Below are 16,229 nucleotides of genomic sequence, written 5' to 3'. Positions count from 1 at the left end.
TCCGCCGTTCACAGAGGCCGCTTCGCTTGCGCAACCATCCCTATACCAAAAGCTCCCGCTCTGCTTATGCAGGACGGGAGCTTTTTTAGCAGAGTCACTCTCGGTTCTTCTTGTGCTTATAGGTCGGTATGCGCAGCAGCACGGCAGTGCCGATTCCGGGCCGGCTTGCCAGCGAGACGCCGTACTTTTTGCCGAAATGAAGCTTGATCCGCTGGTCCACATTGCGGATGCCGTAACCGGATTCCACCTCGGCCAGAGGATCGAAAAGCTTGCGGAACCGGTCCTGCGGGATGCCGTTGCCGTCATCGATGATTTTCAGATGAATATCGTCGCCGATAATTTCCCCGCTGATCCGGATGTGAATATGATCGCCGCACCAGGCGTGCTGAAGCGCATTTTCGATAAAAGGCTGCACGATGAGCTTCACCGTATCGTACCGGTTCACTTCCGGCTGGATATCGAAGAGGACTTCCATACGGTCGCCGTACTTGATCGATTGAATGTCCACATAAGCCTGAACCTGTTCCAGCTCCTTGCTCAGCGGGATGAAGGTCCGTCCGTCGTTCAGCGTCAGCCGGTAAAATTTCGCCAGTCCGATCACCATTCGGTGAAGCTTGTCGATATCGCCAAACCGGGCCAGGCGGCTGATCGACGATAAGGTGTTATACAGAAAGTGCGGGTTGATCTGCGCCTGCAGCGATTCCAGCTCCGCCTCTTTTTTCTGAAGGTTCGTGAGATAAACTTCCCTTATGAGCCCTTCCGTGTGCTGCCCCATATCGTTCAGCGCGGCCGCAATCTGGGCGAATTCGTCCCGTCCTTCGTACGCCATCCGCTTGCGGAATTCCCCTTCCCTGAACGCGTGCAGGACGGAGACGATTTTGGTCACCCTTTTAGAGAAGAACCGTGAAAACATCCAGCCCACGAAAAAAATAACCAGCACGGAAATCAGGCACACGATCGCCGTCAGCATCCGCACTTTGTCGGCATCCTGTTCCATGATCGCGGTCGGAACGAGCGAAACCACGCTCCACTCCAGACCTTCCAGAGGCTGGCGCAGCACGAGATGATTCCGGGTCCACGATTCATTCCATGTCTTGCCCGTCATGTTTGGATCGGCCGCCGACGAATAAAGAATGTCACCCTGGGGACCGACGATGTAAATGGCGCTGCCTTCCCCGACTTTCGTGTAATCCACACTTTCAAAAAGATCCTGCAGATGGGCGGTAACCCGGATGAAACCGATTTCCCTCAGCTCCACCCCGTTCGTCGTATCCACGATTCTGCGCAGCAAAGAAAGGCGGCCGAACTTCGCGTCGTCCTCAATCTGCCGCCACTGCATCGTCGTTCCGTAGCGCTCGGGCGGGAAACTTTTATACCAGTCGGCGTTCTCAATCCGGTTCATATGATAGAGCTCGTACAGCTTTCCTACCGTCATGAGGGGATCGATATTCTCGTGGTTGTAGTATACTTCCGGCAGGATTTCATTGTGCAGATAGACGGATAGCCACAGCCTGAGGCTGCTCGATTGAATGGTCTGCATCATTTTGGGAAGCAGGTAAGACGTCGTCGCATCGTAGCTGACCCAGCCTTCCTCGTAATGCTTCAAATGCTTGGCCAGCGTCGTATCCCCGTAAATCATATTCGTCAGACGTCTCATATCTTCGATTTTGTACTGGATATTGTCCCTGATCTGTCTCATCGTGCCCTGTACGCTGCTCTCCGCCTGCTCACGCACCGACTTTACCAAAGTAGAAACCGCGAACGAGCCTACAATGATCACCGGCACGAGAATACAGAGCGCGTACGAAAGCATGAGCTTATAGCCGAACGGAACGAACCGCCGGCGCTCTTCCGGTTTCATCCGTTCCGGCTCCTTTCCTGCACCCGGGGTGCATTCCGCTGTTAGTGGTTTCTTCTGAACTGCATGGGGGTCATACCGAACGTTTCCTTGAACTGCCGGCTGAAATAAGGCAGATATCTGTAACCGATCCGGTCCGCCACCTCGTAAATTTTAAGCGTCGGATCGCCCAGAAGCTCCTTCGCCTTCTCCATCCGCAGCGCAATCACGTAATCGCTGAAATTTTGGCCGGTTTCTTCTTTGAACACATGGCCGAGATAGTTGGGGGAAAAAGAAAAACGGTCCGCCACATCGCGCAGCGTCACATTCTCCTGCAGCCGTTCCTTGATATACTCCATCATATCGCGGATCAGCTTGCGGTTTTTGCTCTGATTTCCCATGTTCAACTTCTCCGAAATTTCGAAAAGCATGCGGCGCATCCAGCTCCGTATGTCCTCGATGGTTTCGAATTGCAGCAAAATATCGAGGTTCTGCAGCTCCATCCCCAACAGGGTGAACAGCTGCTCGTTTCTCGTCTGGAGATAGCCGTCCAGCTTGACGATCAGGTACGTGGCAAAGTTATGGATCGTAAAACGCGAACGCAGACAAACCGCCACGTTAAACAGCCGGTCGATTTCATCATGAATGCCGACCAGGTCATACTGGACCATCGCGTTGAACAAAGCGTCGAGCCGGAATTCCAGCTGCTTGGCGTCGGCGATTTCTTCCTTCGGAATTTCGCGGGTCTCGATAATCTTCGCTTTTCCGTAGAACATCTTGGCATCAAGCGCCGCAAGCGCTTCGCGGTAAGACTCCTGCAGAGCCGACGGATCGTCAGCCGGGTTGCCGAGCCCGATCGTGATCGTAAAAGGAAAATGCTCCTTCACGTATGCGATCACTTCCTGAAGCTCCCTGGTCCCCTTCTCATCGGCCGTAACCAGCAGGCCCAAGCGCTGCTTCGTGATCCGGCACATATGGGTGATTCCGCGCGGCCGGCACAAATCCATAATCTGTCCGCCGAAATCGTTGAGCATATCCTGGCGTTCCTTCGCCGTATAAGGATTCAGCTTCCACGACAGATCGTCGGTTTCCAAAACCGCGGCCCGGATGGGATACCGGATCGGTTCCAGGCCTTCCTCGGTCAACAGGTCATCGAGCTCCTGCCGGCCGGCCGTGCCTTCCAGCAAACGAAACACATATTCATTGTGCACAATCGGTCTCATCTGCTCGAAGGCCCGTTCCGTTTTGCGGCGCTTTTGCTCGCGGTTGAGATCCCCGATAATCGTTTCCAGCGATTGGATCAGTTCGTTATCATCCATGGGCTTTAACACATAACTGCACGCTTTCAAGGAAAGCGCTTCCTTAACATAGCCGAAGTCTTGATGCCCACTGACGAAAATAACCCGCAGCCCCGTATGCCGCTCCAGCGCCTTACGGGCCAGCTCCAGACCGGTCATGCTCGGCATCCGTACGTCCGTCACGAGGATATCAACCTTTTCCTGTTCCATAACCCTTACGGCATCGAAACCGTTATTGACGGCCCCGACCACATGAAGACCGAGACGTTCCCAAGGGATAAAAGTCTGCATGCCCTCCAGGTCCAATATTTCATCGTCTGCCAGCAGCACGTTATACATGTTGTTCTCCTTTCCCGGCGAATAGCAAAAGAGGTATACCCCAAGTATACCTCTTCTGCCCGCCTAGGCGGCATTAAATTTCCAATCAATTTCTTATTTGCCGATTTTCTTCTTGTTTTCCTGCCAGCGTTCCGTTTGGTATTTCAGCAGCTTGGCGTATCCGGCAGCCTGAGCGTCTTTATCCGCTTTATCCAGGATGGATGTCACTTCCGCGTCGCTTTTCGCGAAGAGAGCTTTGGCGCGGGATTCGGTGAAGATATCCTTAATGCGCTGCTGTACCATACCTTCTTCCGTGTTGGAAGGCGGATCGAGGTTTACGAACTCCGTACGGTTAAATACGGTTTTCCATGCCACTTGCGTCTGATTGCGCGTTTCCCAGCTTTGTTTTTCAGCAGGAAGCTTCAGCTCGATATCCGTCTTCGCCGTATCGATGTAGGTCGTATTGCCGACCCATTGCAGGTTGACGAGAGAATCCATCAGCTTCGCGCGTCCGGTTGCGTCGCTGTAGTATTTATCCGTAAATTTAGGTGTGCCTTTCTCGTCTGTGCCCTTCCAGTATTCGCCTTCAGGACCCCAGAACATAACGCGCTGTCCTTCTTCTCCGGTCATCCAATCGAGAAAGGCGAAGATCGCTTCCGGATTTTTGGCGCTCTTCGTAATAACGTTTACGTTCCAGCCGAGTGTTGCGTAGTGGCCAGGGAATACTTTGGTTTTGTCCACGCCTTCTTTATGAACCGGCCAGATCATTTGGTAGCCCGGGTGGTTCGGATCCTTCGTTTGAAGAGCCGTCGTACCTTTGGAGCCGAATTCTGTCACGCTGGAAGCTGCCATAACCGCAACTTTGCCGTTGTTCACTTTCTCGTCGATCTGGTCTTTCGTTTGAGTCAATACGTCTTGAGTAATCAATTTCTCACGGAAAAGCTTGCTTGAGTAAGTCAGAGACTCCCGGTAAACCGGATCCGCGAAGATCGATTTCAGCTCGTTGCCTTCCGGAACGGCACGCATAGAGATGTTCGTGACCGGATGATCGTTGGCGAAGCCCGGGTACATGATTTCAACGTTTTGAGCCTGCACGCCGGAATCGAACGGAGTCACGTCCGGATATTTCGCTTTCACTTGTTTCAGGTAAGCGTACAGATCATCGTAGGTTTCGAGCTTCGGCTCGCCCAGTTCTTTGTAAATTTTCAGGTTGATCATATAACCCGCGTTGCCTGCAGGACGCTGCGTATACCAGTTCGGGAACTGATAGAGCTTGCCGTCGCTGGAGCGCAGCATATTGAGGGTCGCTTCTCCCGCCCACTTCTTGAGGTTAGGATATTTGTCGAGGTATTCGTCGAAAGACACCAGCATGCCTGCCGCACGCAGTTTCTCTACCTGGGCTCCGCGCTCCAGCCAGATGACATCCGGCAGCTCTTTGGAAGCCATCAGCGTATTGAACTTCTGCTCGGAGTTCCCGCCGTTAGGTACGCCCGTTACGTTGACTTTCTTGTTTTCTTTTACCCATTTTGTAGCAAGATCCTGGCCCCACACCGGCATAGTGAACCAGTCGTAGTTGCCGTAGAAGCTGATATCCAGCTGCTGCTCGCCGAACTTCACTCCGGTCGATTGAGCGGTACCTTGTTTGCCGGAATCCGAAGCAGCCGGCTTGCCGTCGCTGCTGCAGCCGCTAAGCACCGCGATGGAAGACAGCACGGTAATGAGCGTGAGCGAAACCCCTTTTTTCCATTTTGCCATTTGTGACACTCCCCTTAATCGATATTATAATCTATGTGGTCAATCGTGTTGCATGTGATTGCGCTTACATTCCGTTCGAAAAGCGAAGATCTACTCCTTAAGGGAGCCGATCATAACGCCTTTGGAAAAATATTTCTGAACAAACGGATAGATGAGCATAACAGGCAGGGTAGAAACGACCATCGTGGCCATCGACAACGATTTGGTCGTAATCGACTGCATCTTGGACAGTTGGGTCAGGGCCGCAGAGTCCAGATTGGCTAGCTGCTCCGACATAATATTGGAGTTCAAAATTTGTCTCAGCAACGTTTGTACTGGGTACAAATCGGTGTTGTTCAGGTAGATGCTGGGCAGAAACCACTCGTTCCAGTGCTGAACCGCCGTGAACAGCCCCAGCGTGGCGATAACGGGCCCGGACAATGGAAGCACGATCCGGAAAAACACCGACCAGGTGCTGCAGCCGTCCAGCTTGGCGGCTTCTTCAAGCCCCGCCGGAATACTCCGGAAGAAAGTCATGAAGATAATCATGTTCCAGACGTTGATCAGTACCGGCAAGATCATGACCCAGAACGTATCCATCAGGCCGAGGCCTCGGATGAGCAGGAAGGACGGGATCAGGCCGCCGGTGAAATACATCGTGACCACGGCCATAACCATGTAATATTTGCGGAAGACAAGATCGCGCCGGGACATCCCGTAGGCGAAGATGGAGGTCGCCAGAATGCCGAGAATGGTTCCCATCACCGTGCGGCTGATCGTAATCAGAAAGCCTTGAATGATCCTCTTGTCTTCGAAAACGACGTTGTAGTTTTCCAGTGTAAAATCACGCGGCCAGAAGGTGATACCGCCCAGCATCGTGTCTTTCCCGCTGTTGAACGAAATGACCACCGAATTCCAGAACGGATACAGCGTAATGAAGGCCAGAAGTATCAGCAGCGTATAGATGACGACCGTCATGAACCGGTCCCCAAAGCTTGCTCTCAACATGTTGTGTCCGCCTCTCTTTCTCCAGCTACCATAGACTTTGCCCCGTTCTGCGGGCAAGGAGGTTGGCGCCGCTCAGCAGAACAATACTGATCACCGCTTTAAACAATCCGACTGCCGTCGCGTAAGAGAACAACTGGTTCTGAATGCCGGTCCGGTATACGAACGTATCCAGCACGTCCGAGTATTCCCGAAGGACCGGATTCGCACTGAGCAGAAGAATATCTTCGTATCCGCCGTTGGCGCCCGCGTTCATCAGACTTCCGATGGCGAGAATAAGGAAAATGATGATGACCGGGAAAATGCAAGGCAATGTAATAAGATAGATTTGCTTAAAACGCGACGCTCCGTCGATCGAGGCGGATTCGTATAAAGCCGGATCGATTCCCGCGATAGCCGCCAAATAGACGATCGAGCCGAACCCGATATCTTTCCATATCCCCGTGGAGATCAGGATCGTCCAGAAATATTCCGGAATCGCCAGGAAGTTGATCGGCTCGTCGATCATGCTCAGCTTTTGCATAGCGATGTTCAAACTTCCGTTGTCCGTGGACAGGAAGGACGTCACGAATCCCGCCACGACAACCCAGGACAAGAAGTGGGGCAGGTACGTGACCGTTTGTACGACGTTTTTGAAAAACTTGTTCCGGACCTCGTTCAGCATGAGGGCCAGTATAATAGGCGCCGGGAATGCGATCAGAAGCTTGAACAAGCTGATCATGATCGTGTTCCTCATAACCCTCGGAAAATCAGGAGACTCGAAAAACATTTTGAAATGCTTAAGCCCTACCCAAGGACTTCCGAAAAAACCGTTGAAAAGATCATAATCCTTAAATGCGGTCAACACTCCGTACATCGGAATGTAATGGAAGATAAGAAGAAAAACAATCCCTGGCAATACCATGAGCTGAATATCCCACTGTTTGAAAAAACGCTTCCATATCGACGGGCTTTTCGCCTCTTTACTTACGCTGGTTTCTACTGCAACTTGTGCCATTGTCTCCCCTCCTTTCCGGCCTTAAGCCGTTAGACTAATTGTATCCGCTTTCGCTTTGTCCGCCCATTTGACGGAACAACGAAAATTAATACTATTCAATGCAATTCACATTAGTTCGTATAAAAATGCAAAAAAAAAGCAGAGGGCGTTCTGCCCTTCTGCTCTTTTTCCGTTCGAGATTATCCGCTGCGCTAATTGCTTAAAAAAGGCCGCCTACAAGGCGCATAATTCGATCTCGAAGCCGAGATCCTCCAGCATCCGGTGATCTTCGCCGGCTTCCTGGCCTTCCGTGGTCAGATAATCCCCCAGGAAAATGGAGTTCGCCGCATACAGGCCCAGAGGCTGCAGCGATTTCAGATTCACTTCCCGGCCGCCGGCGATGCGGATTTCCTTCGACGGGCAAATCAGCCGCATGAGCGCGAGAATTTTGAGGCATTGTCGCGGATTCAGGCTCCGTTGCTCCGCCAGCGGCGTGCCGGGAATCGGATTCAGGAAGTTGACGGGAATGGAGTCGGCATCCAGCTCACGCAGCGCGAAAGCCATCTCCGCCAGTTCCTCTTCCGACTCGCCCATCCCCGCAATAATTCCGGAGCAGGGCGACATTCCGGCCCGCTTCGCCTGCTCTACCGTCCGGACCCGGTCATCGTATGTATGCGTGGACGTAATTTTGGCGAAGTGGGAAGCGCTCGTGTTGAGATTGTGGTTGTAGCGGTCCACCCCGGCTTCTTTCAGGCGCACAGCCTGCTCGTCCGATAAGATGCCCAGACAGGCGCAAATTTTCAGGGGCATTTCCCCTTTAATTGTCTGCACGGCTTCAATCACCTGATCCAGCTCACGGTTAGTCGGTCCTCTGCCGCTGGCGACGATGCAGTAGGTGCCCACTTTCATTTCCAGCGCTTTCCGCGCCCCCTCGATCAGAACATCCTTCTCCAAAAGCGGGTACTTGGTGATGGGAGCCTTGGACACGATGGATTGAGAGCAGTAGCCGCAGTCCTCGGGGCACAGTCCGCTCTTCGCGTTAATGATGAGATTGAGCTTCACCTTGCGTCCGTAATAATGCTTGCGTACACGGAAAGCCGCCTGCATAAGAGGCAGCAGCTCATCGTCGTCGGCCCGGAGTACGGTAAGCGCCTCTTCCATCTCGAGCTTCTCACCCCGAAGCGCCTTGTCCGCGTAATGATCCCATCTAGCCAGGATTCCTGCTCCCGCCGCCGTTTGTTGTTCCGTATGCATGCTCAGCACGTCCTTTCTTGCCAAAAAAAGTTGAATAATCATCCGAATTTTACATTCCATAAATTTCGCCCGGCCGTTAATTGTTAACCAAATAAAATAAATAAAGGTTTACAATTAGGTTTATTGTAACAGGATTTCATCCGCACGGGAAGTTATTTCCTAGTCCGGTATTCGTAAAGGCAATCCCTCCCCTTTAATGCTCACAAAAAAAAGAGCATCTCCCCGAAGGGAAATGCTCTTCCTGAACCGCCGGAACCCCGGCGGGTTAAATGCTTACCGATAGTTTTGGCGCAGCCATTCCCGGCTTGCGGCAATGCTTTCAAACGGCGGATTCTGGCACTCGTCCTGCTCGACGATGAACCACTTCGTACCGATTTCTTCGGCGGCGGCCAGTACTGGCTTCAGGTCGACTTCGCCTGTGCCCAGCTCAACCGTGAGCAGCTTGCCGTCTTCCTTGCGCAAGTCTTTCACGTGAAGAAGCGGCGTTCTGCCCGCATACTGCTTCATAACCCCGATCGGATCGAAGCCGGCGTTATGAGCCCAGCACACATCCAATTCCACGAACAGCTCATTTTCCGGGAGCGCGGAGAAAAATGCGTCAAACATCGTCTGATCGCCGATCTTCTCTTCAAACTCGAACGAATGGTTATGGTAGCCGAAGGCGATTCCGTGTTCCGCGAAACGGCGGCTGCTCTCCTTGAGAATCTCCACGATTTCACGGAAGCCTTCCTCCGTACGTTCAGGCGGAAACCAGCCCGGGCAGGCGACATACTTGCTGCCGATGGCCACGTTCATTTCGATTTCCTCGTCCAGGTTTTCCTGAAGACGGTGAATGCCCACATGACTGCCGACCGAAGTCAGGTTCAGTTCTTTCAGAAGTTCACTCAATTCACGGGGAGAAAGCCCTCCGTAACCCGCAAATTCTACCCCTTCATACCCGAGCTCCGCCACTTTTTTCAAAGAGCCTCTGAAGTCCTTCTCCGTTTCCGAACGCAGGGTGTATAACTGCACGCCAATTCCGATCTTTGTCATCTACGATCACCTTTCCTCTGTCCTGGGTTATGGGGATGTCGGAAGGGAAACGCTTCCCTTCGCCAAAAAACCTCTCCTTCTATTGATACCATACCTCGTTTATAATGAGAATGAATGATCCACGCAGAACATGAACTATTTTGCTAAATTATCAAAAAGGAACGATGCCTCGTGACAGGAATTCAGGACCCGGCGTCAGCCGTTAAAGATGAGGTCCATATTTTGTCCGCCGGTTATTCGGTGCACCGCAAGCCTTTCGTCTCCAATCAGCGGGACGGAATTGAATACTATTTGCTGCGTCTTCAAACGGAAGGCACCTGCCAGGTTTGGCAGGAAGGCCGCTACGTAACCGCAGAGCCGGGCGATCTTCTGCTGTACCGTCCCGGAGACGCCTACGAGCTGCGCATCGGCAGCCAGCACGAGACTTTACCGCCGGACGCCGACACCGTATACAGCGGCGATTATTACCTGATGTGCAGCGGAAGCTGGATGGACGCCTGGTGGGAGCGTTTCAAGAGGCCCGGCATTATCCGGGTCGGCCTGGACGACAGCTGGCTGAACATCTGGCGGGAAATTTTCCGCGAACGCCGCCGGCTGCACGATAACCTTCAGGAAATCGGCGATTATCTCGTTCGCGTGCTCTGCCTGTCGCTGGACCGCGTCATCGGCGATCTCGCGGATCTGGGATCGTTTCCCCAGAAGCCGCGCTTCTCTTACATGGTCCAGCGCATGAAAACGTACATCGAGCAGAATGCCTCGGAGGCCTTCACGCTCCAGGATCTGGCCGACCACGTCGGACTAAGCACCTCGCGCGCGGGTCACCTGTTCCGTGAAACGTTCGGCCAGTCCGTCATGGATTACGCCATCGAGGTCCGGATCTCGATGGCGTGCGAGCGCATCCGCTTCGGTGCGATGACGCTGGAGCAGGCTGCGGAATCGTGCGGCTTCCACAGCTATTCGTATTTCCACCGCACCTTCCGGGCGCGGATGGGCCTCTCTCCCCGCGAGTACCGCGACGGCAAGCTCGGCAGTCTGGAGAAGCCTCAAGAACACGGCGTGACGTGAAGACCGTACCGGCCGAAATAGCGGCCAAACCAAAACAGCCCTTGTCCACTCTCGGACAAGGGCTGTTTTCCTGCTGCGCCGAACCGGCTTTTTGTATCTTTTCGCGCTGCTATCCGAAGCTCCAGGCATCCAGACGCAGCGCCACATACGGAGGCCGCCCCGTTCATGCTCCTGCAGATGCGCCATCAAGCCGCTCATTCCGCTCTGCTCATACGCGACGCGGACCCGCTTGCCTTCCCCCGAACGGCTCCGCCGACGGCTAAGGAGTGACTTTCACCGCTTTGACCCAACTGACGTCTTTGCCCCATTTTTTCTCGTGGTACGAGAACAGGATATAGGTGCGCCCGTCATTCGCATCCGTGCCCGCTCCCGCTTCCTTGGCGTAATAGCGCACTTTCGCCGGGAAAGTCTCGCCGGTGTAGACGAACCCGCCGGACATGCCCGCCTTCTTCGCTTCTTCTTCGTTCGTCGACGCGCCTGTAAGCCGCTCGATCATCTCCAGCGCACGCGGCATCGTCACGGCATCGGGTCCGAAGGCGTAGCTCTCCGGCTTCTGGCCCTTGCCGAGCGCGTCAGGCGCGGGCTCCCAAGCGGCCACAGTGCCGTTCTGAACGTAAGGATACACCTTGTAGCTGTATCCTTCCTGCTTCAGCGCTTTGCCGCCGGTGCTCTCCAGCTCTACCTCGACCACCGTGGCGTACGCCGCGGCTGCGGATGCCTGAGACGGCACCTCCGCAGGCTTCTCCGCCGCAGGCACGACCCGGGCACGGAGCTTAATGTCCTCGGGCGCTAGCGTCGGATCTATGTTAAAACGGATCACCGCATATATCCCGGCAGCCAGACACAACAAAATGAGTCCGAACAGCCATTTTCTTCTATTCATCCGTTCCCCTCCGTTTCTCTCTTTGTCCATGTTACTTCCTCCGCGCCAAAAAAACAAACCCCGAAGTATCCTTCGGGGCCTCGGGCCTAAGCCTTCGCATTTCCTTGCGTCCCGGTACCTAAGGGGGTTCCGGCAGCGCCTCAAGTCAACAAGTCCGAAAAGCCTATAAACCTGTGGCGCCGGCCTGCTGAAGCTCGTTTTGCAGCTCATCGTGAATGAAACCGTTTGTCGCCATCACATTGCGTACGCCAAGCGTATAAGGCTGTCCCGCCGTATCGGTTACACGACCGCCCGATTCCTGGACGAGCAGCGCACCCGCGGCTATATCCCAGGCATTCAGCCCGATTTCGTAGAAGCCCGATAGACGGCCCGCCGCTACGTAAGCCAGATGCAGCGCCGCCGAACCCGCATTGCGGAGATTGCGCACCTTCGGCATGAGAGCGTTGATACCGGCCAGGTTGATCGGAAGAGCGCCTTCACGGTCGGCGGGGAAACCGGTTCCGACCAGACTTTCGGACAGCGCCGACTCACCCGATACGCCAAGCTTGGCGGCTTTCAGATAAGCACCCTTGCCTTTTTCCGCCACAAACAGCTCGTCGCGCATGGGATCGTAGACCACGCCCACAATCACTTCGCCTTTGTAAGCAAGCGCAATGGACACGCTGAAGAACGGAAATCCATGTATAAAATTCGTCGTACCGTCGATTGGATCGACGATCCATAAGTACTCGGCATCGCTCACGTTGTCAAGGGCGGCCGCCGACGCCTCGGGACCCGGCTCCACGCCTTCCTCGCCAAGAAACGCATGATGGGGAAAATGCGTCAGAATCAGATTGCGGATCATTTTCTCCGATCCCTTGTCCACTTCCGTCACAAGATCGTGGGGGGAATACTTCACATCCACCCGGCGGATTTCACCCACCCGGCTCTTAATCCATTCGCCCGCCTTCGCGGCGGTATTGATAGCGACGGCCGTAAAGCTTTTGCCGCCGACACGGTAAGGTTCCTGATTTACAGTCGTCATTGGATATCACTCTTTTCTCTCGCAATCTAGTATAGTTCTAGTATAGTAAATGAAACGAATTCCGTGCCACATCGTTTCACCCAAATTTCCTCGTAGGATCTGCCAAAAAAATAAAGCCGCACGCGCGGCGCATTCATCCGCCGGTCAATTTTTCTGCCCGCGCAGCCTTCCCGCAACCTGCGAAGCTAGACGGAATCCCCGCGAAAGTACCGGAAAAGCCGTCATGATCCGGCCCCAGATCCGGAAGCCGGGCGACAGCCTCGACGATACGCGGCCTTCCCGGCTTATCGTCTCCAGCCGGGCCAGCACCTTCGCGGCGGGCACAGGCGGATCGAAGCCGATGTTCGCGTCGCCCTTGCAGAGCAGCGCAGCCTGCGGGCCTTCTCCTCCACGGCGGATCAGGCGGTGGGCGATAAGCCCGCCCTCTTCCCCTTGGAAGAGGACGATATCGCCTCTCCGAAGATCCGCGGCGCTCACCTGCACGAACGTGCAGACGCTGCCCTCGCGGATCAGCGGCCGCATGCTCGTGCCGCGCGACGGAATCTCCACGCGCCCTTTAAGCTCCAGGGCGCGCCGCACGACAAGCGCCTCGGCGCCGAGTCCTCCGCTGCCGAGGCGGCTACGGACCTCTCCGCCCATCAGACGCCGGCCTTCCGGGGGGCAATGACATTCCAGAAGAGATCGTTCTTCTGGAAGAAAAGCTCGTGGACCGGTACCCGTTCCAGGAAACGCATGCACAGCTGCATCACCGCACGGGTCTCCTCTGCCCCCGTCGTCCAGAAGAAAACCTGGCTCATAACGATCGGCAGGGCGTCCGCCGCTTTCATCGGCTCCGTCCGGACATCCTCCGACTGCCTGAGCACGTACATCCCCTCCAGCGGAGCGGCCGGAATGCCCTCGCCGATATCCCAGCGCGAATCGCTGCGGAAAGGCGAGTTGTACGCCAGCGCCCCGGCTCCGCCGTCCGGTCCCGCTTCGGGAAGGGCGATCACCGTCGCCTCGTCGCTGAGCAGGACACGCGGCCTGGACAGCAGCGCGGCCGTTGATTTGCCTGCTCCGGACGGGCCGGCGAACAAGTAGCCCCTGCCGTCCTGAACGGCGCACGAAGAGTGCATCAGCAAGCCCAGCCCGTTGCGGATCAGGAAAGCGCTGTAGACGTTCATCAGCGCATGCTTCAGCGCGAACTCGTCCTGAACCGCCACGGAAGCCGACTTAAGGTCCTCGTCGGCTTCGATCCGGTAATCGGCCCGGGTATAGATAACCTTCCCGCCGCGCTTCTCCGCGGCAACGTCGAAATCGACAAACGGCACGCCGTAGCCGCCCTTTATATTCAGCCGCAGACGCGGCTCTTCCCCGTCATCCCCGAAGCCTCTATCAAATGATTCTCTCAACCACTCACCAAGTACCGGGGAGTCCGTTTCAATGCCGATTCGCTCATTTCCGATCCGGGTCAAAAAACGCGCCATGGAAGGTCCTCTCTTTTGCAAAATAAGCTTGATTTTCATAAATTTTACCTGATATCGGATCGCTTCACAACAACAAAAAACACAAAAACCCCCACAGACGGCGCACACCTTCCCATTCTCTCAAGGTGTAACCGCCTAAAGGGGTCTTCATGTATGTATGGAGTTGCAAATTTTCGGAAGGACTATTCCTTGCAGGCAGCGCAGCTTTACGCGCCTACGATGTTGTAACCACCGTCTACGTGAATAATTTCGCCGGTAATGCCGCGGGACAGATGGCTCATCAGGAACATGGCCGTATCGCCGACTTCCGCCGTTTCCGTCGTTTTGCGCAGCGGAGCTTTCTCTTCCACCTGATGCAGGATGGAGTTGAAATCTTTAATGCCTTTGGCGGCGAGGGTACGGATCGGACCGGCCGAAATGCCGTTCACACGGATACCGTGCTGGCCAAGATCGGCTGCCAAGTAACGTACGCTTGCTTCCAGCGCCGCTTTGGCCACGCCCATCACGTTGTAGTTGCGCATAACGCGTTCCGCGCCAAGGTAGGTCATCGTCATGATGCTGCCGCCCTCCGTCATCAGCGGATACATGTGCTTCGACACCGCAACCAGCGAGAATGCGCTGATGTCCTGTGCCAGAGCGTAGCCGTCGCGGGAAGTATCCACGAACATGCCTTCCAGCTCTTCCGTGCGTGCGAACGCGATGCTGTGCACCACTCCGTGCAGAACGCCGAACTCGCCTTTGAGCGTATCAGCCAGGCGTACGAGATCTTCGTCTACCGTTACGTTGCAGGGCAAAATAAGCGAATCCGGAATATTACCGGCCAATTTGCGTACACGCTCTTCCACACGCTCGCTCTCGTAAGTGAATGCGAGGCGCGCGCCTTGAGCCGCCAAAGATTGCGCAATCGCCCATGCGATGCTGCGGTCGTTGGCAACCCCCATAACCAGAATGTTCTTGCCGTTCAATAAACCCGATGTCGTCATTCGACAATCTCCTCTCGGTTCGAAATTGGACAATCCTTCACTTTAACAAGGTACCCCATTTGACCGGCAAAGACAAGAAGAACACGGCAAAAACATGCACCGTTACCGGATTAACCCGGAATTCCGGAGGTTTTTATAGATTTAAGCGAAAAATCACAGCCTATGTGGGCCATCATCTCGCAGAGTCCGATTCCCTTGCCTTCATCGCTTCCGGCACGATCCTACGGAACGTTTATTTGCACGGAAGCCTCTGTCAGTATGTCTACGTCTTTTTCCGGCTCCAGATCCTTCATCAGACGAAAAAGGGCGGCGTCCTTCATTTTGGCTTCAATCATAACGTCGAGCCGCGGAGTGATTCCGGCAATGCCTCTGAAAAATTCCAGTAAAGGTCCGGCTTCCACATAATCCGCATGGCTGCGAATGTCTTTATCGTTCTTGGGGCTCGACACATGGATTTTGGGCGGCAGCGGCTGATCCGCGCTATCCGGAAGCGAGACGCAGAGCTGCCCTTCCCATGTCGCCTGTATCCGGGGCCACAGCTCCAGAATGTCCTCTCCCTCGTTGTTCACTTGATGATGGTGGACATCGAGCACCATGGGCACTCCGACCTTCTCGCAAATTTCCAGCGTTTCGCGGGCGGTGAACGTTTTGTCGTCGTTCTCCAGAGTGAGACGGCGCCGGGCGCTTTCGTTCAAATCGGCAAAATGAGCCAGAAACCGCTTGGCCGCTTTCGGTTTGTCTCCGTAAGTTCCGCCTACGTGGATGTTGAGCTTGGCGTCCTCTCCGAGTCCCATTGCCTCCAGCATCGCGGCATGCCGCTCAAGGTCCGCATAAGACTTGAGCAGGACATCTTTACGGGGGGTGCTAAGAACCGTAAAGTGATCGGGATGGAAGCTCGTCCGCATTCCGTGCAGCTTGGCGTAATCCCCCACTTCTTTAAATTCCTCGGCAAGAGCCGGGATCGGATCCCAGCCTTCCAGCATGTCATGGCCCAGCAGGGGAATCAGTTTGGACGAGTAGCGGTACACCTTGATATCGTAAGCGCGGTTATGCCTAAGCAGCCGGAGCGTATTGTGAAGGTTCTCGGCTCCTATTCTCTCCAGCTTGCGGACAGCGGCTTCCCGGTCATTCAACTGGCCGAACAGCGTTGCCGTCATCGTCTTGGACGGGGACGCATTCTTCACTTCCGTGGACATCGCCACATACCCCAGGCGTACGATCATGGCCGTTGGTCACATCCTTGCTCCTGATTGGTCTTTAGTGATAAGATGCCCCGAATAAAAGGCTACTATATTTATGGAGGCAAAATTTTAACGATCCGAAATTTCAGCGGCCCAAAACAAAAAGCAGCCGT

14 protein-coding genes are annotated in these 16,229 nt (G+C 54.7%); 1 reads left to right on the top strand and 13 read right to left on the bottom strand.

Annotation, left to right across the window (positions count from 1 at the left end):
- Nucleotides 1-94: 94 nt before the first annotated feature.
- From AC2TF6_RS04350 to AC2TF6_RS04320, 7 genes are all read right to left on the bottom strand, one after another.
- A complete protein-coding gene (locus AC2TF6_RS04350; RefSeq protein WP_491310052.1) occupies nt 95-1,861 on the bottom strand; it encodes a sensor histidine kinase in 1,767 nt (588 codons plus the stop codon).
- 41 nt (nt 1,862-1,902) lie between these two features.
- Nucleotides 1,903-3,474 (bottom strand): response regulator, encoded by a 1,572-nt coding sequence (locus tag AC2TF6_RS04345; protein ID WP_491310051.1) that lies wholly within the window; start codon nt 3,472-3,474, stop codon nt 1,903-1,905.
- A 93-nt stretch (nt 3,475-3,567) separates the two neighbouring features.
- Entirely contained in the window at nt 3,568-5,208 is a 1,641-nt protein-coding gene (locus tag AC2TF6_RS04340) for an extracellular solute-binding protein (RefSeq protein ID WP_491310050.1), read from the bottom strand.
- Nucleotides 5,209-5,298: 90 nt separating this feature from the next.
- On the bottom strand, nt 5,299-6,195 hold the full coding sequence (locus tag AC2TF6_RS04335; protein WP_491310049.1) for a carbohydrate ABC transporter permease: 897 nt from the start codon (nt 6,193-6,195) through the stop codon (nt 5,299-5,301).
- A gap of 25 nt (nt 6,196-6,220) precedes the next feature.
- Complete coding sequence (locus AC2TF6_RS04330) at nt 6,221-7,189, bottom strand: ABC transporter permease (RefSeq protein ID WP_009676918.1); 969 nt, start codon at nt 7,187-7,189, stop codon at nt 6,221-6,223.
- Between the two features lie 213 nt (nt 7,190-7,402).
- Nucleotides 7,403-8,422, bottom strand: coding sequence for a biotin synthase BioB (gene bioB, locus AC2TF6_RS04325; RefSeq protein WP_491310048.1), 1,020 nt, complete (start codon nt 8,420-8,422; stop codon nt 7,403-7,405).
- A 273-nt stretch (nt 8,423-8,695) separates the two neighbouring features.
- Nucleotides 8,696-9,454, bottom strand: coding sequence for a sugar phosphate isomerase/epimerase family protein (locus tag AC2TF6_RS04320; RefSeq protein ID WP_491310047.1), 759 nt, complete (start codon nt 9,452-9,454; stop codon nt 8,696-8,698).
- Between the two features lie 171 nt (nt 9,455-9,625).
- Between AC2TF6_RS04320 and AC2TF6_RS04315 the strand changes: the two genes are divergently transcribed.
- Complete coding sequence (locus AC2TF6_RS04315) at nt 9,626-10,519, top strand: AraC family transcriptional regulator (RefSeq protein ID WP_009676905.1); 894 nt, start codon at nt 9,626-9,628, stop codon at nt 10,517-10,519.
- Between the two features lie 259 nt (nt 10,520-10,778).
- On the opposite strand, the gene AC2TF6_RS04310 is transcribed toward AC2TF6_RS04315, so the two are convergent.
- The 6 genes from AC2TF6_RS04310 to uvsE all read right to left on the bottom strand — a co-directional run bounded on the left by AC2TF6_RS04310 (nt 10,779) and on the right by uvsE (nt 16,098).
- Entirely contained in the window at nt 10,779-11,432 is a 654-nt protein-coding gene (locus AC2TF6_RS04310; RefSeq protein ID WP_491310046.1) for a hypothetical protein, read from the bottom strand.
- A gap of 133 nt (nt 11,433-11,565) precedes the next feature.
- A complete protein-coding gene (locus AC2TF6_RS04305; RefSeq protein WP_491310045.1) occupies nt 11,566-12,426 on the bottom strand; it encodes an inositol monophosphatase family protein in 861 nt (286 codons plus the stop codon).
- A 144-nt stretch (nt 12,427-12,570) separates the two neighbouring features.
- Entirely contained in the window at nt 12,571-13,065 is a 495-nt protein-coding gene (locus AC2TF6_RS04300) for a S24/S26 family peptidase (protein WP_491310044.1), read from the bottom strand.
- Nucleotides 13,065-13,892 carry a hypothetical protein gene (locus AC2TF6_RS04295; RefSeq protein WP_491310043.1) on the bottom strand — a complete coding sequence of 276 codons (828 nt, stop codon included), beginning with the start codon at nt 13,890-13,892 and terminating at the stop codon, nt 13,065-13,067. Before AC2TF6_RS04295 ends, AC2TF6_RS04300 begins: the two co-directional genes overlap by 1 nt.
- A gap of 206 nt (nt 13,893-14,098) precedes the next feature.
- Nucleotides 14,099-14,875 carry an enoyl-ACP reductase FabI gene (fabI, locus tag AC2TF6_RS04290; RefSeq protein ID WP_009676877.1) on the bottom strand — a complete coding sequence of 259 codons (777 nt, stop codon included), beginning with the start codon at nt 14,873-14,875 and terminating at the stop codon, nt 14,099-14,101.
- Between the two features lie 221 nt (nt 14,876-15,096).
- Entirely contained in the window at nt 15,097-16,098 is a 1,002-nt protein-coding gene (uvsE, locus tag AC2TF6_RS04285; protein ID WP_009676914.1) for a UV DNA damage repair endonuclease UvsE, read from the bottom strand.
- Nucleotides 16,099-16,229 lie beyond the last annotated feature (131 nt).

Source organism: Paenibacillus sp. JNUCC 35 (genome assembly GCF_058269095.1).
This window is presented reverse-complemented; position numbering and strand designations above follow the sequence as displayed.